Raw genomic sequence first — 20,813 nt, 5'->3', positions numbered from 1 at the left:
GGTTTGGAAATTATAAATAGATATCGCTATAATGTCATTTTTTTACCATAGCATATACGTCAGTATAATCAAAAAGCCGCCCCGGATAAGCAATTCTTGCGCAAGCTCCTCGCGATCCAACTTATACCAGCTATATTTTTCGTAATATCTGCTGATCGTTTTCCTGTTTTTCTCGCCGACAATTTTATAATATGTTTTCATAACCGATTTATATTGATGTCTTTTAACAGTATGCAATTATGGTGCAATTTTGGCGAATTAGAAGGGAATTTAGGTAGTTGATGTGGTGGTTTAGGTAATAAAATACACTGTCAAGGCGTATTTAAACGCTGCACTTGAGTTTACACCAAAGGTAATGCTGCCTGTATACGCTAATTACGGCTTCGCGAATAGCATATCGAAGCCGTAATGAGTGGAATATAGTTTGTTTATATTTTGTTATAGTTGGTTGTTGTCGCTGCGCGTATCAGGCTCATGTGCTGTTCCATAGTCGTGTCGAGCAGCCACTCGTCTAGTCCGTTGCGCTTGATCAGAAGGAAGTGTATCCATCTGTTTTCCGTCGCTATAAAAAGTATCTTCACTAAAGTGATAATGCGTATAGAATGTGGATGGATCATAACGATTGTCGCTTACGACAAATCCAACATCGCCTGTGCCTTCAAAGACGTGACGGATGGATAATTCCGTTTCCGGATCGACATGATGCGCGTGGTAAGCAGGCAGCCGAATGACTTGATCTTCCGTGATGGATAGCACGACCACCTCTCCGTCATCAGCAGGATTGTATAGATAATCCGTTGCAGGCTCTTCTGTCGGAATCTCGTCGACAGTAAAGATCTCGCCAGGATTAACCGGCTCAACGGGAGGAGTTGGGTAGGCGGTATCATTACTCGCCTGAATCTTCGTGCCGTCATAAAGCGAGGCAAGACCTATGGGTACGAGTATTTTCTTATCTTCCTCCACAACAAATTCAGCATCATTCAGGTCGATGAGGAGATAGCGAACCTGTTGGCTCTGCGGATCAAACAGTAGATCGGTTACCTGTCCGATCAATTGACCAGCCTCATTTTTTACTTTCCATCCGCGGATATCAGGTTCTCCATCGACTATTTCATAATCGCTTCCTCCGAGTTCAATTAAATGATTATAGTTTTTGTCTTCTAATGCCATGTCTTTAGTTTTTGAGTTATTCAATTTTTTTACGAGGGTCTAAAGGGTATCCGTTAGTGGCGCTGTGGTATTTACACTTGTATCTGGAGCAGCTTCATTTATCCGCGCGCCGCTGTTGTAGCGGTTTACAAAATAAAGGACCAATCCCAATGCAAGGAGTGATAGCAGGAGCCATAGCCACCAAGGAGCTCCATTTTTAGGTTTTACTTCTAAATGTGCCATATATATTTTTTTTAAAAGAACAACACTTCACAGGCTTCGTTTGAAAAAATTTCTTATGTATAGGTCTGGCTATTATATTTTGTTAGCTATACCGCACGATTGGTATGAACGATATAGCTGGCTGATCACAGATGACCCTAACTTTGAAGGTCGCGTATTATATAACTTCTGATGGGACACTATCAAAAAAATAAAAATAATTTAAACGATTTGCCGTGGACACTGTTAATTGATCGGAAATGTATTAATTAGTTAAATAAACGCAGGTTAAAGGATTGTTTTTTGTAGAGGCTAGGTTCGTGGTTGACCTAGCCTTTTTTTTGTACAAACGATTGCTAACTTTTTTTTATCTCTTATTTTTTAGGGGCAGCAAATGAGAATCAACTGGTAACCAAATTGACCCATTTTGCACTGCTTGTTCAGTGCTCGTTCAGTGCTTGTTCAGTGGTTGCTCAGTGTGGACTGAATAATCAATGACGAATCACTGTCTAAAAATTGATTAAAAATTGGTGTTAGCCATAAATTGATGTTACGTTGTATACATTTTAATGTTTGATTTAATTATTTATCATCGGGCAGGCTTTGTCATTAAAAGGGGCGTATATCAGTGCCAAACCGCTTATGATGTATTCCATTAGGCATATGATGTATTCCATAAGAATTAACTAAGTTTGTAGCATAGCGCTTTTGAGAAATGCAATCTTTTTATTTCTATTGTTTATTTTTTTGTTCCTTCATCAGTACTTCGGTTGTTGGACAATCGCTGGATTATCCGTCTTTCCGGAATATTTCTTTGGGTACGAACGCAAATACCGTACACTCATTTGCGCAGGATAGTTTGGGAATGCTATGGCTAGGAAGTAACAATGGCCTATTTAATTATGATGGCTATGCGCTGCAGCCGCTTACGGGAACTAAATATCCTTTTCAGACCTTTGTATATTGTATTGAAATGGTCGATGATAAGCATTTTGCGTTGGGTACCGGACAAGGCGTGCTACTCTATAATTACCAGTTAGACCGTTTCGATTCTTTCCCTTCAGGAGGTCCTTCTGACGTCAGGTCACTACTGGTCGTGGGTAATACATTATGGATAGGCTCCATTGCTGGTTTGTACTGCTATGATATAAAGACTCATAAACTTATCGACTACACCAAGTCATTTCCTACTAATAAAGGCAGACCTGCCGTTTACGCACTTGATAAGATCGACGATAGCATCTTAATAGGCACGTATAATGGACTTTTTGAGTTAGATGCAGCTCATAAAGAGATTATTGCCTTAACATTGCCCGATTATAAAAAAGGGAGCAACCAATTTGTAAATTCCATATTTTCTATTCCGGAGGTAAGCAAAACATTTATTGGGACAGAATATGGGCTATACTTGTATGATGCTAAAAAACATATGCTTCGTAAGACTCCTGTGCTACAGAACCATCCGATCAAGGCGATGACGTCGAAAGATTCCAACACTTTATTGGTCGGAACAGATGACGGTCTTTTTACTTATCAGCTGAATCAGCAGCTCGTGAAGCGGATCAAACATGATTCCCGTAATAGAAACTCGCTGGCCAATAATATTATATGGAGTATCTTTAAAGACCGAGCGGGAAATATCTGGTTAGGTACGGATTTTGGCTTTTCATTGTGGTCTAATCGCAAGGTAGAAAAAACACTTCCAATATACCAATTGACAGCAAGTAACGACGGTAACCGTTTTTACAAAATTGCGAAGGACCGTAACGGTTGGTATTGGCTGGGTGGCGACAATGGTTTAATTCGGGTACATGGACTGGGCGATAGAAATGCTGAAAGCAATTGGTATCGGATGGATGCTGGAACCTATCGGCTGACCCATAACCGTATCCGCGATATCTATCAGGATCGTGCGGGATTGGTATGGATTGCTTCCGATGGTGGAGTCGATGTGTTCGACGCGCAGACCAAGCAGTTTAAAAACCTGACGATTATCGATGCTACCGGCAAACGGAATGCGAAATGGTCCTATAATATGCTGGAAGATGGACAAGGTAATCTGTGGATAGCCTCCTATATGGGGGGAATATTTGTGGTCAACAGAAATAGACTCTTGGAAGCTACTGGGCAGGTCGTCGCAAACCGAAATTTCAGCAAAGAGGATGGCCTCTTAGAAGATTTCGCCAATCAGATTGTCGACAATGGAAGGGGAGAGATCTTGGCACTTTTCTATAACAAAGGAATCAGCAGCATTGATTTGGCTACTGGGAAGATCAGGGATCTGACGGATAGTGCGGGGCACCCGTTAGATCGCGCGACCTTTATGCTCAAGGATAAACAGCATACGGTGTGGGTAGGGGAACACGGCGAGTTGCGACGAATTGCAGCGGATGGAAAAAACACGTTGATTCGTTTTGATCCTGTTGACAAGGGTGAAGTGACCGCTATGGCCGAAGTCAATGCCTATATCTGGGTAGCAACGAGTGCTGGAGTCTGGCAGATTAATAAGCAAAGTCTAAAGGCTGAATTATTGCGGTATGGACAGCGTGTATCTTCTATGTACTACGATACGGAGCGAGACGAAGTAATCCTGGGAGGGGTTGATGAAGTAGTTTTGTTGCCTGCACAAAAGGAGGAAGCAGATGTAGACCGCTCGAAAAAGATTGTACTCACCGCAGTGTATGTCAATAATGAAAGGTTTGGTAGTTATGATTATGGTTTGCGCTACCGACACGAAATCACCTTAGCGCATGATCAGAACAATCTTCGGCTGGAGTTTTCCGACCTGGATTATGGAAATCATCTCGGCTATCGACTTGCCTATTCGTTTAAAGGTAAAAATGAAACCTGGATTCCAATGGAACGTGGAGATAATAAGGTATTACTGTCCAACTTAAATTCCGGAAGCTATGATCTTCAGTTGGCGCGGGTGGATATTGCTGGACATGTAGTTTCTGAAATCTATACCTATTCAATTACAATACGCTACCCTTGGTATGCGACCTATTGGGCCAAAAGTCTTTATGTACTCATTGCTGGTTTCTTGATCCTCTGGATAGTCAACTTTTTCAGGGTACGCAGTACGCTGAAATGGGAGAGACGTGAGCGACGTAAGGTTCAGGAGCTCACAAAGATGAAAATGGATTTTCTAACTGCTGTATCACATGAGCTGAAAACACCCTTGAGTCTGATCTTGGCTCCCGTGAGCCAAATGATGCGGCAGACCAAGAACAGCGACAAAAAGAAGCAGTTGGATGGGGTACATCGAAATGCCTTAAAAATCAGTCAGCTTATTCAGGAATTGATGACTTTTGACCAGGTGGAGCAGCAGCAAATGCCCTTACAGGGATTGCTGAATTCTCAAATTGATCTGGTCGATTATTGTGCACAGCTCATAGCTGAATGGCAGCAAGTGCCTGAATACAGCAATATCCATATTGGATTTTCCACGACTGTAGAGAGCGTCTTTATACAGACGGATGTTGCCAAATTAGGATCAATCGTCAACAACCTGATCGCCAACGCCTGTAAGTATAATCGACCGGAGGGTAGCGTGAACCTGCGGCTGGAAGTAAATGGTGACGACGTTAAGCTGATCGTTCGGGATACCGGAATTGGCATAGCTTCCGAAGATTTCCCTTATATATTCAGTAAATTTTATCGCTCTTCTTTAAGAGAGTTCAACGAGGTACAGGGAACGGGAGTAGGCCTTTACTTAGTCAAAAGTTATTGTGAACAATTAGGGTGGGACATTGCGATAACGAGCGATCAAAATGGCACAACTGCAACGCTTTGCTGGAAGCAGGATCGTATAAACAGCAAGAATCCTGCCGCTGACACCAACACCTCAAGTAGAAAAAAACTGTTGATCGTCGAAGATAATGCCGAGCTTGCTGATTTTTTAAGAAATACCCTTCAAGCAAATTACGATTGCAGTATCGTTGGTGACGGAAGTGAGGCATTACGGTTGATCGATGGGCATAGCTTTGTGCCGGATATTATCATTACAGATGCCATGATGCCCAATATGGGAGGCATTGAAATGGTCAAAAAGCTGCGCCAAAATACATTGACAGCGACAATACCCATCATTTTGTTAACTGCGCAAAGCGATGAGCTCATCAAACGTGAGTGGGTAGCTGTTGGCATAGATGCTTATATGGCTAAGCCTTTCGATCTGGATTTGCTGCAAATGCAGCTACAGCAGCTCCTGGAAAGAAAAAATAAGATTGTCGCTCAAGTGCGTATCGATCAAATCAGTCAACCAGCAGAACCAGTTGCGGTACATTCACCAGATGAAAAATTCCTAGCAAAAGTAACGCAGTTGATTGAAGAAAATATGGACGATTCGGAATTTTCCGTACAGCGGCTCAGCGAACTCACTGATGTAGCGGCAAGGCAACTCTACCGAAAAATGAAGCAGCTCACGGGGTATACTCCTGTGGAATATATTCGCAGTATCCGCATCAAAAAAGCAGCGCTGTTGCTACAGCAAAAGAAGTTTACTGTAGCCGAAGTGATGTATATGGTCGGATTCTCCAATTCGTCGTATTTCTCAAAATGTTTTCAGTCGGAATTTGGTATGTCACCAAAGGTTTATATGGAGTCTTATTCGTAAAGTGTTGTTGGTCAGTATTGTCTAATGGATGAGAGATGTGGAGATGTCCAATTTGTGTTGTTCTTTGTCCGATATGTGGCCTTAAAAAATAATGTGGTTTGATAGGTTTGTAATCGTAATAACCAAAAAATTATAAATCGATACAATCCATGCGTGTAATTATTTTATGCTGCCTTGCTCTTTTGGGGTACGCCAATACCTATGCACAGGTTAAGGCCAATACAAATGTTCCTACGGTCTTTGTTGATCACGAAGGTGTGATGCGCTGGTCCGACAGCAGAGCTGAGGCTTCATTTTATGGGGTCAACTATACCGTTCCTTTTGCCCATGCCTTTCGGGCACTTCAGGCTAGAGGAATCGACCGTAAGCAGGCCATTGATCGGGACGTTTACCACTTTGCCCGTTTGGGGTATAATGCTTATCGTATCCATATCTGGGATGTGGAGATCTCGGACCGAAATGGAAACTTGAAGAGCAATGAACACCTGGATCTATTGGACTACCTCTTTTTCAAACTGCAGGAGCGTGGCATCCGGATTTTAATTACCGGCATGACGAATTTTGGAAATGGCTATCCCGAAAAAAATGAAAATACGGATGCCTTTACCTACCATTATGATAAGTGTCAGATCCATGCCAATCCACAAGCAATCGCAGCACAGGAAAAGTATATCAGCCAGTTGCTTCGCCATGTCAATCCTTATACAGGCTACGCTTATCAGGAAGATCCTTACGTTATTGGATTTGAAATTAATAACGAGCCGTGCCATACGGGTACCGTTCAAACGACTTCGGACTATATTGCACGGATGGTTAAGGCCATGAAAAAAAGTGGTAATAAAAAGCCAGTTTTCTATAATGTCAGCCATAATATGGATCATGTGCAGGCTTATTTCAATGCTGATATCCAAGGAACCACCTATCAATGGTATCCTGTGGGACTGGTTGCAGGAAGAGAACGTCTGGGGAATTTCCTTCCTTACATCGATCAGTACCACATTCCCTTTGCAAACTTGAAAGGGTTTGCCAATAAAGCAAAGGCCGTATACGAGTATGATCCTGCAGACAATCTCTACAGCTACCTGCATCCCGCGATGAGTCGTACATTTCGTTCGGCTGGATTTCAGTGGATCACGCAATTTGCTTACGATCCGATGGATATCGCCGCCTACAATACCGAATATCAGACCCATTATCTCAATTTAGCCTACACACCGGCGAAAGCATTGAGTACGTTAATTGCTGCCGAGGTGGCCTATACGATCCCCAGGAATAAAAAATTTAATCCATACCCGCAGAATACTTCTTTTGGCGATTTTGAGGTGAGCTATGATCAGGATCTCGCCATGATGAATGCGCCGGATAAATATTTTTATACGAATAATACAGCAGTCAAACCTGTAAAGCCAGAGAAATTGATGCATATTGCCGGCCATGGTTCTTCGCCTGTGGTGGATTATAGCGGATCTGGTGCGTATTTTTTGGATCGTTTGGAAGAAGGCTTATGGCGTTTGGAAGTGATGCCGGATGCAGAAAAAATCGCCGATCCTTTTGCCAAGCCGTCGCCAAGCCGCGAGGTGGTACATATCTTGTACCGATCTCAGGCGATCGATATTCAAATTCCTGACCTTGGCGAGATGTTCACCGTGCAGCAACTTTCACATAAAACTGGGGTGATTGGAGATCTTATAGTACCTAAAACCAGCTTCAGCGTTGAACCAGGAGTTTACCTGCTTAAGCGAAAGCATGTGCAGCTAAAAAATAGCTGGACAGCCTCTTCATCCTGGAAAAATGGTAGCCTGGGCGAATATTATGCGCCAGCAGCTGCGCCACTGAAACAAGCTTTGTTAATACACCAGCAGCCCGAGGCACTGGAGAAAGGGCGCAGTGCCAAATTGGAGTTCCGCTACATCTTTGAACAGCAGCCCGATTCGATTATTTTACAGACGGATCAGGTCTCATTTTGGAACGACCATAATCCTTACATCAAGCTGATTCCGAAAGATAGTTATAAGTATGAGGCGGATATTCCGGCAGCATTGCTAAAGGGCAATGCGTTAAAATATTCGGCCACAGTGTTCGTTGGTGGTAAGCAGTTTACTTATCCTGACAATCAGGCCGGAGCTCCGCTCGACTGGGACTATCGCGTCAATAGCTATTGGACGGTCGGATTATATGACCAGCATGCACCAATTTCGCTGTTTGAATCATTGTCCAAGGTCGCTACATTCGAGACCTTCGCCATTCCGGAAACCGCTTATATAACTGCAGAATGGCAACAGCAGCATTTAGGGAAGCTGCCTTTCTGGGCGTATAGCTTTCACGGCAAGGATTCTAGCGCCCAGTATTTCTGGCTTAAAGATATAAGAACAAAAATTCTTGATCGGCCAGTGGGGCTCGAACATGTTAAAAAACTTTGTATACTTTTAAAACATACCGGTGGCAATCCGACGCTAAAAGCAGGTTTTGTCACAAAGAAAGGGTACACCTACGTCAAAAAAATAGATGCAGTTTCAGCTACTGAAACGTTGGTTTGCCTGGATTTAACAGATTTACAGCTGGTACCAACGGCTTTGTTGCCTGCCCCTTATCCCGTTTTTCTTGAACGGTTTTTTAAACCGGTAGTTTCTGATCAATTTGATAAAAGAGCGATCGAAAAGCTCATTATCTCAGGCGAAAATATGGCGGGCGTTGTGCTGTCTGTAGCCGCGGTCTGGCTGGAGTAGGGTATAAAAACAGTAGTTTGGCAAATTGGCCGAATCGAGCGCTAAGGTGAGTGTAGCGAAGGAATTGCAGCAAAGGAAAGAAACAATTATAAACACATAAATTAAAAAAAATGAAAGGTTTTGCATTTAAAACAAGTTTATTAGGCTTGTCATTGCTATCCTGCCTTGGGGAAACGCAGCTCTATGCGGCAACAAAAGGGGAGAGTAAATGGATCAGGTTGATGCAACAACAGGATGTCCGGGGGGTAGTCCGCAATGAACAGGGGCAACCGATGGCCGGTGTTACGGTGTTGGTGACTGGAACCACCGTGGGGACTTCTACGGCCAACGATGGTACCTATCGTATTTCATTGCCGAAGGGCAAATCGCAACTATCATTCTCGATAGTGGGGTATACCAGTCAAACATTATCGGTATCGGGAACATCTTTAGATATTAAGATGGTATCGGCGGGAAATGTTTTGGAAGAGCTGGTAATCGTAGGTTATGGCAGTAGTACAAAAAAGGATCTAACGGGTGCCGTCAACACGGTAGGTAGCAAAGATTTTAATACGGGATTGGTCGGTTCTCCCGAACAGCTGATCAATGGGAAAACGGCTGGCGTACAGGTGATGTCCAACAGTGGTTCGCCTTCCTCGGGAAGTACCATACGTATTCGTGGTGGGGCTTCTTTGAGTGCCAGCAACGATCCACTGATCGTGTTGGATGGGGTACCTTTGGAAACTGGCGGCATCAGCGGCAACAGTGGCAATTTTCTCAGTCTGATCAATCCCAATGATATTGAAAGCATGACCGTGCTCAAAGATGCATCCTCCACAGCGATTTATGGATCTCGTGCATCAAATGGGGTATTGTTGATTACGACTAAGAAAGGAAAAGGGGATACATTACGGCTTTCTTTTTCCTCCATTGTGTCCATGCAACAGGCGATGGGTGTGGCTGATATGATGTCGCGCGATGAATTTGCTAACCTGATCAATAGCAAGGGAACTTCTGCGCAAAAAGCGCTATTGGGTAATGCCTCGACAGATTGGCTTTCTGAGGTTTTTCAGGATGCCATAGGAACGGACAATAATTTAAGTTTGCAGGGAAATATCGGTAAGACGTTGCCTTTTCGAGCTTCTGCTGGCTATTACAATCAGCAGGGAACCTTGCGCACCGACAAGACGGAGCGTATGACGGGGGCGTTTGTGCTAAATCCGACATTTTTTAACAAACACCTCGCGGTAAACCTGAATGTTAAAGGAGCCCGAAATAACAACAGTTTTGCCAATACCGAAGCGATATGGTCTGCTGTGGCGTTCAATCCCACGCAGCCCGTTTACTCTGGGGTAGCTGCTTATGGGGGTTATTATGAGAGTCTCGACAATGCCGGTCTCCCAGCAACAGGTGCAAATCTCAATCCACTGGGCCTGCTTCGTCAGGAGAAGCACCTTAGTACAGTCAATCGAGCTGTAGGTAATCTTGATCTTGATTATAAGTTTCATATGCTACCCGAATTAAAAGCTCACGTAACGCTCGGATATGACTATGCGAAAGGGAATGGGTCAAATCTAATTCCTGCAAGTGCAGCCAATAATTTTACGATTGGAGGCGCTTTTGACCGTTATGAACAGACTCTTAAAAATAAACTATTCACAGGTTATCTAAATTATAACAAGTTTTTTGCAGACTTAAAAAGCACGGTTGACATTACTGCTGGCCACGATTATCAATATTGGAGTGCAGGGCGCCCACCGATCGTGTACTATAATGAAGCAGGCGATATACGTTCTACCGCTATCGCATCAGACGAGCGCCATACGCTGATCTCTTGGTATGGTCGGATCAACTACAATTACGACAGCCGTTATTTACTGACAGCAACGGTCCGGAAGGACGGTACATCACGATTCAGTCCAGAAAATCGCTGGGGAACGTTTCCTTCTGTCGCCTTGGCATGGCGTCTTTCACAGGAATCTTTCATGAAAGGCATCTCGTTTTTGGACGATTTGAAGCTCCGTGCAAGTTATGGTATAACAGGACAGCAGGAAGGTATCGGCAATTATGAGTATTTGCCGGTTTATAATTTGGGAACCGCTTATGCCCAATATCGGTTTGGCGATCAGTATCATCTGGTGTATCGGCCATCGGTCTACAACAGGGATTTACGCTGGGAGACAACCAAAGCATTTAACTATGGTCTGGATTTTGGACTATGGAAGAATAGGGTATCTGGTGCAATTGAATATTATACAAGAAAAACACATGATCTACTGGCCAATGTGCCGGTGGCGGCAGGAACAAACTTTGACCAGAACGCAACCATTAACGTCGGAAATGTTGAAAGTAGTGGTTTCGAATTTCAATTGAATACCGTCCCTATTCAAAAAGATAACCTGCGTTGGGAAGTTAATATCAATGCAACCAATCAACACACGAAAGTAACCAATATAGCCTTGGTACAGGATGCGAATGCGGTTGGAACGTACGTCGGTCCTAATGTCAGTGGCCGTGGCATACAGATCCTGACAACAGGATATCAACCTTACATGTTTTATGTGTACAAGCAATTGTACAACGAGGCAGGAAAACCGTTGGAAGGCGTGTACGCTGATCTGAATGGTGATGGTGCGATCAATGAAAAAGACCTGTATCGCTATCAATCCCCGGCCGCAAAATGGCTGTTCGGTTTCAATACTCAGCTAACGTACAAAAAATGGACAGCAGCTACTACGTTACGCGCAAATTTGGGGAACTACGTCTTCAATAATACAAAAATGAACCTCAGTGCGTGGGAAACCGTTCAATATGTGGATCCGTCGATCAATAACCTTCATCGGGATTACTTGCATACGGGATTTCAAACTAGACAGTATTATTCAGATTACTACGTTGAAAATGCTTCCTTCCTTCGAATGGAAAATCTTTCCGTGAATTACAATTTTGGCAAAGTGGGCAAGATTTCCAATTTACGCGTGGGTGCAGTAGCACAGAATGTTTTTATTGTGAGCCAATATAGTGGTATGGACCCCGAGGTTCCGAGTGGGTTTGACAGTTCGTTCTACCCGCGCTCCAGAACGTTCTCCTTAAGTCTCAATATGGATTTTTAATGGCTACCTCAAAAAAGAAAACTTATATAACGATGAAAAATATAAAAAGATTTTGTTTTGGATTGTTTAGTATAATCTTGTTGCTACACGCTTGCACCAAGGACTTAAACCAATATCCAACTGTGGAAACTACATCGGAGTCGGTCTATACTTCGGTAGAGGGGTACCGTTCGGTCCTTGCTAAATTGTATGCCTCATTTGCCGTTGCAGGCAATGGCCGTGGTGATGCCGATCCGGACATGGCGGGTAGCACAGCCTCTTGGGGCTACCTTCGGGTGTATTTTAATCTGCAGGAAGTACCTACAGATGAGGTGATCTATACCTGGGCGGGTGGTGATAACATGACCGATATTCAGTATATGACCTGGGGAGCGTCCGATACATGGGTCAATGCCATGTATTACCGGATTTATTATACGGTCGCTATCTGCAACGAATTTCTACGCAATGCCACCACAGAGAAACTGGCGACATTTAGTTCGACCGAGCAGACGCAGATCCTGACATTTGCGGCTGAAGCTCGTTTTCTGCGTGCACTAGCCTATAGTCATGCGATGGACTTGTACGGAAACGTGCCGTTTGTGACTGAGAACGATCCTGTAGCTGCATTTTTTCCACCACGGATGACGAGGGGTGATCTTTTCAAATTTATTGAAAAGGAACTTCTGGAGGTCGCAGCAATCTTGCCAGAAGCGCGTCAAAATGAATATGGGCGAGTGAGCCGTGCTGCCGCATGGTCGTTATTGGCCAAGAATTATCTGAATGCTCAGGTGTATACGGGTACAGCACGGAACGCAGACTGTCTGAACTATGCAAAAAAAGTGATTGATGCCGGATATACTTTAAATGCGAATTATAAGCAGGTATTTAATGCCGATAACGATAAGCGCACCAACGAAATTATCTTCCCGATAGAAGCCGATGTGGCACACACGACGACCTGGGGTGCGACAACTTATCTGGTGAATGGCCCTATTGTGGGGAGCATGAAATCGTCAGACTATGGTGTACTTTCTGGCTGGAATAGTTTTCGTACACTTCGCGAATTTGTCGGCATTTTTCAAGCGGAAGATAAGAGAGGTGATTTTTGGAAAAATGGGCAGTCTTTGGACGTAGAAGATCCAGCCGCATCAAGCCAGGGTTATGGATTGGTGAAGTTTACAAATTTGAAAGATGATGGCACCTATACGACAGACGAAGGTTTGGTAAGCACGGATTTTCCGATGATCCGCCTGGCCGATGTGTATCTCATGTATGCCGAGGCCGTACTGCGCGGTGGCGGCGGTAGTGTACAGGAAGCCCTTACTCTAGTCAACGCGATCAGACAAAGGGGATATGGAAGTTCCGCTGGCACAATCGAGCAGGCACAGCTCACGCTGGATTTTATCCTTGCGGAGCGCGGACGTGAACTGTTTTGGGAATGTACGCGCCGCACAGACCTCATTCGATTTGGGAAATTTACCGGAAGCGCTTACCTCTGGCAATGGAAAGGAGGGGATATGAATGGTCGTTCTGTGGATGCAAAGTTCAATCTGTATCCGATTCCAACAACAGATATGAGCGCTAATCCAAATTTAATTCAAAACGCAGGCTATTAGCCTAGTATGGTATTGATAAATCGATGGGATAGTTTTGCGACCATGCAGTGGAGCTGAAGCGCATAAACGGGTATTTCCATAGGGGTTTTTAAAGATAATGATGACTTATGAAACAATTAACACTTTATATTTTGGTATTGCTTTTCGCTGCCTGCAAAAAGGAGGGCGGGACACCAGCTGTCGGGGGAATAAAACCTGCAGTGCTGCATAGTAGTACATCGGAATTGGTTTTAAAATCTACAGATCGCAAAGCTGTGGCACTGCAGCTTGTTTGGGACGAGGCGATCTTGACCAGCGAAGAACCGATGGCGCAGTCGGCCTTAAAAAATAAGATAGAAATAGCGGCAGATCCCGCCTTTACTGTCATTGCCAAAAGCGCCGAGCAGGTGGCGAGTTCCATCAGTTATACGCATGAACAATTGAATAATCTCGTCACGGGTATGGGATTTGTACCCGATCAAAAGAAAACATGCTATGTCCGTATTGCTTCTCGATTGGGTGCTAATACAGAATGGCTCTATAGTAACGTGATCGCCTTGACTATCACGTCTTACCAACCGGTTGATGAGGCTGCATACCTTTATCTTTCGAACAAAGAGATGACACAATTCCCATGGAAACTGTGTTCACGAAAAGAAGATGGTTTCTACGATGGTTTTGTTCGTCTCGACCAATGGTACAACTTTTATTTAGCCAATGCAGAAAGTGCCAGTGCATCACTGATCTATGGTTCTTATCCATTGGATGGTAGCCAATATATTTTATATAGCGGGGCAGATCGCTGGAACTGCTGGACAAGCAAAGGCGGATATCTGTACCTGACCGCCGATGTTAATAAGTTGGCCTGGAAAGAAACTGCGGTGGAATCCATGACGGTTACGGGCGATTTTAACGGTTGGAGTGCAACGGCCACGCCGATGACCTATGACCAAACGGCGAAAGTTTGGAAGGCAACAATCACGACAACAGCAGCTGAACAGTGGGGCATAAAAGTGTTGATCAATGGCAGTTGGACCTGGTTTTTTGGAGCTGCGGAAGGGGATGGCAACTGCGCACTATATACAGCAGATGGCAGTGGATTTGCTTATGACAAGGTGGGCACACATACCTTGATCCTCGATCTGAGCGATCCAAAACAGTTTAAGTATCATGTGGAGTAAACATCAATAAGATAACTCCTTAAATAATTGAATCGAATGAAAAAATTAACAATAGGAAAGGTATTTGCCGCAGCGATAGGCTTTTGTTTGGTGCTATCTAGCTGCAGCAAAAAAGATAGCTTCGAGCCCGCTGCAACCGCATCGCATTTGGCAAAAGGGGCTGATGTCAGCTGGATTACGGAAATGGAGGCTTCGGGTGTACAATTTTTCAATGCTGGAGGAAATGCAGTAGATGGACTGAAATTATTGCGTGGATTGGGGATGGATGCTGTACGCCTACGCGTTTGGGTAGATCCCGAACGTGGTTGGTGCAATAAGAACGACGTGTTGGTTAAAGCACGTCGCGCACAACATTTGGGAATGCGCATCATGGTGGATTTTCATTATAGTGATACCTGGGCAGATCCTGGACAGCAGACAAAGCCGGCAGCATGGAAGAGTTTGGCATTTGATGACTTAAAGAAAGCTGTGAGTGACCATACAAATGAGGTGCTACAATTACTGAAAGAGAACGATATTACACCGGAATGGGTGCAGGTAGGGAATGAAACCGGGAATGGCATGCTGTGGAATGAGGGCAAGGCCTCGGAGAGCATGGCTAATTATGCCATATTGAATAACGCAGGCTATGATGCGGTAAAAGCGATTTTTCCGGCAGCAAAAGTGATTATCCATCTTCACAATGGATTTGATAATAATTTGTTCCGTTGGATGTTCGATGGTCTGAAGAAAAACGGTGGAAAATGGGATGTAATCGGCATGTCACTTTACCCGACCCCCGAAAATTGGAAGGAACGGAATACAGCCTGCGTCAGTAACATTAAAGATATGATTGCGCGATACAATTCAGAGGTGATGATCTGCGAAGTGGGCATGAGCTGGGATGCCGCGGATACTGCAGAAATATGGCTCAAAGATCTTTTTAGCTCGGTTAATACCGTGCCGGATCACAAGGTGTTGGGAATATTTTATTGGGAACCTTTGGCTTATGGCGGTTGGAATGGCTACACGTTAGGCGCATTTGATAACAATGGACGTCCCACAAAGGCCTTGAACGCTTTTAAATAGACTATATTTACAGCGCTGAATGATGCTAATGAAATTCAACTTTAGACCCTAAACCCATAATTTGATGATGAGATTATTGCATATCGCTTTCGTATTATTCTTTTTGTTTTTAGTCGTGCCAATAGCATTGCATGGACAGTCGGTACGTCAGTCTTTCTTATTGGAGAAAAACTGGCGCTTTTTTCAGGGTGAAGTTGCCCAGGGCGAACGGACGACCTTGGACGACAAGAATTGGAAAAATGTGACTGTACCGCACGATTGGGCTATTGCCGGACCTTTTGACCGTGCACACGACTTACAAGATGTTGCTGTGACACAAAATGGAGAGAAAAAAGCGACTGTAAAAACCGGCCGAACCGGAGGCCTACCTTATGTTGGTGTAGGCTGGTATCGTACCAAGTTCGATGTGCCTCAGTTTGACCCGAGCAGCAAACGCGTGGTGCTTAAATTTGATGGTGCAATGAGTGAAGCCCGGGTATATGTCAATGGAAAGGAAGCTTGCTTCTGGCCGTATGGTTATAATGCATTTCACTTTGATGTGACCGAACTGCTGCATCGGGATGGCAGGAACAATACAATTGCCGTTCGACTGGAAAATAAAGCCCAATCTTCGCGTTGGTATCCCGGTGCAGGACTCTATCGGAATGTGCATGTAATCGTTACCGAGAAGATTCACATGCCTGTTTGGGGCGCCCATATCACAACGCCATTTGTCTCAGACAGCCTAGCTTCAGTAAAGTTGGAGACCACTTTGGAGCATGCTGATGGTAAATCGGTGCGCATGGTAACTGCAATTTTGAATGCAGAAGGCCGTGTCGTGGCGCAAAAAGAAAATGAGCAAAAAATAAATTATGGTAAGGCCTTTGTACAAAATTTTGAAGTTCCAAAACCTGCTCTATGGAGCCCCGAACAGCCTAATTTATACCGAGCTTCTACGCAAGTTTATGTCGATGGTAAGCTAATGGATAGTTTTGAGACTCGTTTTGGTATTCGTGAGGTGCGTATCATTGCCGATCGGGGATTTATGTTAAATGGAAAGATTCGAAAGTTTCAAGGTGTATGCAATCATCATGACCTCGGTCCATTGGGTGCGGCAATAAATGTGTCGGCTTTACGCTATCAATTACAGTTGCTCAAAGATATGGGTTGTGATGCAGTGCGCACCGCTCACAACATGCCCGCGCCGGAGCTGGTTTCGCTATGCGATGAATTGGGATTGATGATGATGATCGAGCCTTTTGACGAATGGGACATTGCCAAATGTAAAAATGGATACCATCGTTTTTTTGCGGATTGGGCAGAGCGGGATATGGTCAATATGATTCATCATTTTAGAAATAACCCCTCCGTGGTGATGTGGAGTATCGGGAATGAGGTGCCGACACAATGCAGTGCCGACGGATATAAAGTGGCTTCATTTTTACAGGCTATCTGCCATCGGGAAGACCCCTCTCGACCGGTGACCTGTGGTATGGACCAGGTTAGTTGTGTGCTGGAAAATGGTTTTGCCAGTTTACTGGATGTTCCGGGACTCAACTATCGTACGCACCGTTATGAAGAGGCTTATTCAAAATTGCCACAAAATATGGTATTGGGTTCTGAAACGGCATCCACAGTAAGCTCCAGAGGAGTATATAAATTTCCTGTGGTCAAAAAGGGCGACATGCTATATCCAGATCATCAGTCATCGTCTTACGATATGGAATATTGTTCATGGTCCAATCTACCGGATGAGGATTTTGCCTTGGCAGAAGACCATCATTGGACGATGGGTCAATTCGTATGGACTGGATTTGATTACCTCGGTGAGCCGTCTCCATACGATACCGATGCATGGCCCAACCACAGTTCCATGTTTGGCATTATTGACCTGGCAAGTATTCCCAAGGACCGTTATTACCTCTACAGAAGTTTGTGGAATAAAAATGAACATACTTTGCACATTCTTCCACATTGGACATGGCCAGATCGGGTGGGCCAGCAGACACCTGTGTTCGTTTATACGGACTATCCAAGTGCAGAACTTTTTATCAACGGCAAGAGTCAGGGGAAACGAAGTAAAAATAAGCATTCTTTACAGGAGCGTTATCGCCTGATGTGGATGGAAACACGATATGAACCCGGAGAAATCAAGGTTGTTGCTTATGATGAATCGGGAGAGCCGGTAGCTGAAAAGAGCGTACGAACAGCGGGAAGGCCGTTCCGGATTAAAATGGAAACGGTGCATGATTCCATTGCTGCTGATGGACGTTCGTTGGCTTACATCCGTGTCAAAGCAGTGGATAAACAAGGGAATCTCTGCCCACATGCCAATGGATTAGTGCGATTTGAAGTCGGGGGAGCTGGTGCGTTTAAAGCTTTGGCTAATGGAGATCCAACGAGCTTGGAGTCTTTTGAAAAACCACAGATGCACCTGTTCAATGGGCAGCTTACGCTGATTGTTCAGGCAGGTGAAAAATCGGGAAGTATCCGGATAAAGGCAAAGAGTACAGGACTGAAAGAGGATTTATTTATTGTGCAGACCACCGTTGTACGCGCAAATGATTGATTGTTAAGTCTTCTGAATATTTAACCATCTTCCTGGTTTTCAGTGGCGATTGTCACGACGGATATTGAACAAAAATACCGAAGTTTAAATCCCTTCGGTATTTTTGTGTAAAAAGACTTTTATTTTGTCAGCATACCACAAATATTAAAAGATTAAATTTATTTAAAAGATTAAATTGTTTTGCTGTCGCGCAACATTTTAATAATATTGTGTGCTTCAAGCTGTTTGCTAAGTTGGGTATTGATCAAACTATGCACATTTTGCGAGAGTTCATCAGATCCATCTGCCAACGCTGTTTGGTACGTCGATTTAAACGCGTCTTCGCCCTGTTCGCAGGTTTCCAGTAAACTTCTTTCATCGTCGCCTGTGATATTTACTTTGATTCCCATCCAGGCGCGGAATAGTTTGCCGCTCAGCATGGTGCTATCCGTTGCCTCTTTGCCCTCAAGCTCAACATAAGGAGTTAACTCGGCAATAAATTCTTCCGATTGTCCGATATATTTTTGAAAGGTGGGAATCAGCTTATCTAGTCCGTGACTTGTTGCCAGATCAATTGCTTTTTTATAACCTTCAATACGGTCATTGTTGATTTTAATGATGTCATTGATGATCTCTGGATTGTTGATGTTGTTTTCCATAATATTATTATTTGTTACCATTTTTGTTTATTCGGAAAACAGCACCCACACACCCTTCGTTTGCAGAATCGCAGATTCAGGTATTTAAATCGTAACCCGTATTTATCGCACTTTTTATTGCAGCGTAATAAATGCAATTTAAAACTTTATGTAATTTATTGTTGTTCTTATCACCGAAAACTGCCATTCAGGCAGCGCAATGAAAACTATGCAACAACACATCCATGTAGCCATCATCGGGGGCGGACCCAGTGGCCTGTTTATGTACAAAAGATTGATTGAAAAGAATATGGGGGAGCTCAAAATATCTATTTTTGAGTCGCGAAAACAGTTAGGTGCAGGGATGCCTTACAGCTATGAAGGTGCTACACCTGAGCACTTGACCAATGTCTCGGATCATGAAATCCCGGCACTGGTGACCACCATTGAAGAGTATGTCAAATCGCTGTCGGCAACTACACTTCGTACCTATGGAATTGATGTGGAGGATTTTAATCGTTATAAAGTAGTACCGCGATTGCTGTTCGGCCGCTATTTATCGGAACAATTTACGCTATTAAAGCGTATGGCTGATGCTAAAGGTATTGAAACCCAGGTGTACCTAGCCAGCCAGGTAAGCGATATCATCGACCTAGAAAGCCAGGCACAGGTAAAAATAATGGTTGGAAGCACGGACACGTATATCGTGGATAAGGCCATTATTTGCACTGGACACAAATGGCCAACTAAACATGAGGGTAATGTCGAACACTACTTTGAATCGCCTTATCCACCATCTAAACTCGCCTTAAAGACTGATCATGCCGTTGGGATACGTGGAGCTTCGCTGACTGCGATAGATGCCGTACGTACACTGGCTCGGCACAATGGCTCTTTTCACGTGCTTGAAACAGGGGAGATAAAATATCACATTGATGCGGGAAGCGAAAATTTTAAAATAGTGATGCATACACGCAGTGGGCTTCTCCCTGCGATCCGCTTTCATCAAGAAGATCCGTTCTTAGCCAACAATCTCTTGATTTCAGAAGAGGAACTTATGCTTAATAGGCTCGAAAATGAAGGTTTTGTATCGCTTGATTTTTTATTTGAGCGAAATTTTAAAGCCCAGTTTAAGGAGAAAGATCCTGTTTTCTACGACATGGTAGAAAAGCTCAGTCTCGAAGATTTTGTGGAAGCGGTACTTGCCTTGCGGGAGCAGAAAGATGCCTTCGAAGGTTTTCGTCAGGAACACGCCCAAGCGCTAAAGTCCATCAAAAGGCACGAATCGATTTATTGGAAGGAAGTGCTTTCTGCGCTGAGCTTTACATTGAATTATCCAGCAAAATACATGTCTGCAGAAGATATGCTTCGTTTAAAGAAGGTGTTAATGCCCCTGATTTCTATTGTGATTGCTTTCGTGCCGCAGGGCTCTAGCCGCGAGTTGCTCGCATTGCACGATGCTGGTCGTCTCGAGGTGGTGAACGTTGGTACCGAAAGCCGGGTTGAACCTGCAAAGGACTGTGGAGCCAATTACTTTTATACAAATGAGCAAGGTATAGAAAGTAAAACATATTATAAGACATTTGTCGATTGCGTAGGTCAGCAGCCTTTGAATTTTGAAGATTTCCCTTTTAAGAGTTTGATCGACAACGGTAATATTAGTCCCGCTTATTTGAGGTTCCGCTCTGTTGAGCATGCCAAGGAACAGTTATTGGCGGGTAATGATCATATGTTTGTGGCACCGGATGGGGCTATCTTTTTGCGGGTGCCGGGGATAAAGATAGACGACAGCTTTCAGCTTGTTGATCACAGCGGACGCTCCAACCAACGTATTTTTATGATGGCTGTACCTTATATCGGCGGTTATAATCCTGACTATTCAGGTCTTGATTTTTGTGCAGCAACTTCGGAAATCATCGCCCAAAGGATTGCTGAGGGGGGATAAATACGTAACTTTTTGTTAAAATACGGTATCATCCTCCGTGCTTGCTTGGCCGATATTCATTTTAGGTCCC

At 44.0% G+C, this 20,813-nt stretch carries 12 protein-coding genes; 8 read left to right on the top strand and 4 right to left on the bottom strand.

What is annotated here, in order from left to right; translation table 11 throughout:
- Nucleotides 1–42: 42 nt before the first annotated feature.
- From B2W36_RS02035 to B2W36_RS02025, 3 genes are all read right to left on the bottom strand, one after another.
- Complete coding sequence (locus tag B2W36_RS02035) at nt 43–201, bottom strand: hypothetical protein (RefSeq protein WP_293886286.1); 159 nt, start codon at nt 199–201, stop codon at nt 43–45.
- A gap of 237 nt (nt 202–438) precedes the next feature.
- Nucleotides 439–1,170 (bottom strand): PRC-barrel domain-containing protein, encoded by a 732-nt coding sequence (locus B2W36_RS02030; RefSeq protein WP_293884944.1) that lies wholly within the window; start codon nt 1,168–1,170, stop codon nt 439–441.
- A gap of 39 nt (nt 1,171–1,209) precedes the next feature.
- Nucleotides 1,210–1,392 (bottom strand): hypothetical protein, encoded by a 183-nt coding sequence (locus B2W36_RS02025; protein WP_293884945.1) that lies wholly within the window; start codon nt 1,390–1,392, stop codon nt 1,210–1,212.
- 694 nt (nt 1,393–2,086) lie between these two features.
- Between B2W36_RS02025 and B2W36_RS02020 the strand changes: the two genes are divergently transcribed.
- The 7 genes from B2W36_RS02020 to B2W36_RS01990 all read left to right on the top strand — a co-directional run bounded on the left by B2W36_RS02020 (nt 2,087) and on the right by B2W36_RS01990 (nt 18,181).
- Nucleotides 2,087–5,989 (top strand): ATP-binding protein, encoded by a 3,903-nt coding sequence (locus B2W36_RS02020; protein ID WP_293886285.1) that lies wholly within the window; start codon nt 2,087–2,089, stop codon nt 5,987–5,989.
- A gap of 149 nt (nt 5,990–6,138) precedes the next feature.
- A complete protein-coding gene (locus tag B2W36_RS02015) occupies nt 6,139–8,715 on the top strand; it encodes a hypothetical protein (protein WP_293886284.1) in 2,577 nt (858 codons plus the stop codon).
- 110 nt (nt 8,716–8,825) lie between these two features.
- On the top strand, nt 8,826–11,807 hold the full coding sequence (locus B2W36_RS02010; protein WP_293886283.1) for a SusC/RagA family TonB-linked outer membrane protein: 2,982 nt from the start codon (nt 8,826–8,828) through the stop codon (nt 11,805–11,807).
- A 122-nt stretch (nt 11,808–11,929) separates the two neighbouring features.
- Nucleotides 11,930–13,405, top strand: a complete 1,476-nt coding sequence (locus B2W36_RS02005) for a RagB/SusD family nutrient uptake outer membrane protein (RefSeq protein WP_293886282.1) — start codon at nt 11,930–11,932, stop codon at nt 13,403–13,405.
- A gap of 107 nt (nt 13,406–13,512) precedes the next feature.
- Nucleotides 13,513–14,565, top strand: a complete 1,053-nt coding sequence (locus B2W36_RS02000; RefSeq protein WP_293886281.1) for a DUF5111 domain-containing protein — start codon at nt 13,513–13,515, stop codon at nt 14,563–14,565.
- A 36-nt stretch (nt 14,566–14,601) separates the two neighbouring features.
- The gene (locus B2W36_RS01995) at nt 14,602–15,633 is read left to right on the top strand and encodes a glycoside hydrolase family 53 protein (RefSeq protein ID WP_293884950.1); all 1,032 of its coding nucleotides are present in this window, start codon (nt 14,602–14,604) and stop codon (nt 15,631–15,633) included.
- A gap of 64 nt (nt 15,634–15,697) precedes the next feature.
- Nucleotides 15,698–18,181 carry a glycoside hydrolase family 2 TIM barrel-domain containing protein gene (locus B2W36_RS01990; protein ID WP_293886280.1) on the top strand — a complete coding sequence of 828 codons (2,484 nt, stop codon included), beginning with the start codon at nt 15,698–15,700 and terminating at the stop codon, nt 18,179–18,181.
- 170 nt (nt 18,182–18,351) lie between these two features.
- Here the strand turns inward: B2W36_RS01990 and B2W36_RS01985 are convergent, their stop codons facing one another.
- The gene (locus tag B2W36_RS01985) at nt 18,352–18,819 is read right to left on the bottom strand and encodes a PA2169 family four-helix-bundle protein (RefSeq protein ID WP_209575031.1); all 468 of its coding nucleotides are present in this window, start codon (nt 18,817–18,819) and stop codon (nt 18,352–18,354) included.
- Between the two features lie 199 nt (nt 18,820–19,018).
- Between B2W36_RS01985 and B2W36_RS01980 the strand changes: the two genes are divergently transcribed.
- Nucleotides 19,019–20,743, top strand: a complete 1,725-nt coding sequence (locus B2W36_RS01980; protein WP_293886279.1) for an FAD/NAD(P)-binding protein — start codon at nt 19,019–19,021, stop codon at nt 20,741–20,743.
- Nucleotides 20,744–20,813: the final 70 nt, after the last annotated feature.

Source organism: Sphingobacterium sp. UBA3549 (genome assembly GCF_002376635.1).
GTDB lineage: Bacteria > Bacteroidota > Bacteroidia > Sphingobacteriales > Sphingobacteriaceae > Sphingobacterium.
Note: the sequence above shows the minus strand (reverse complement) of the source record. Positions and strands in the feature narration are given on the sequence as shown.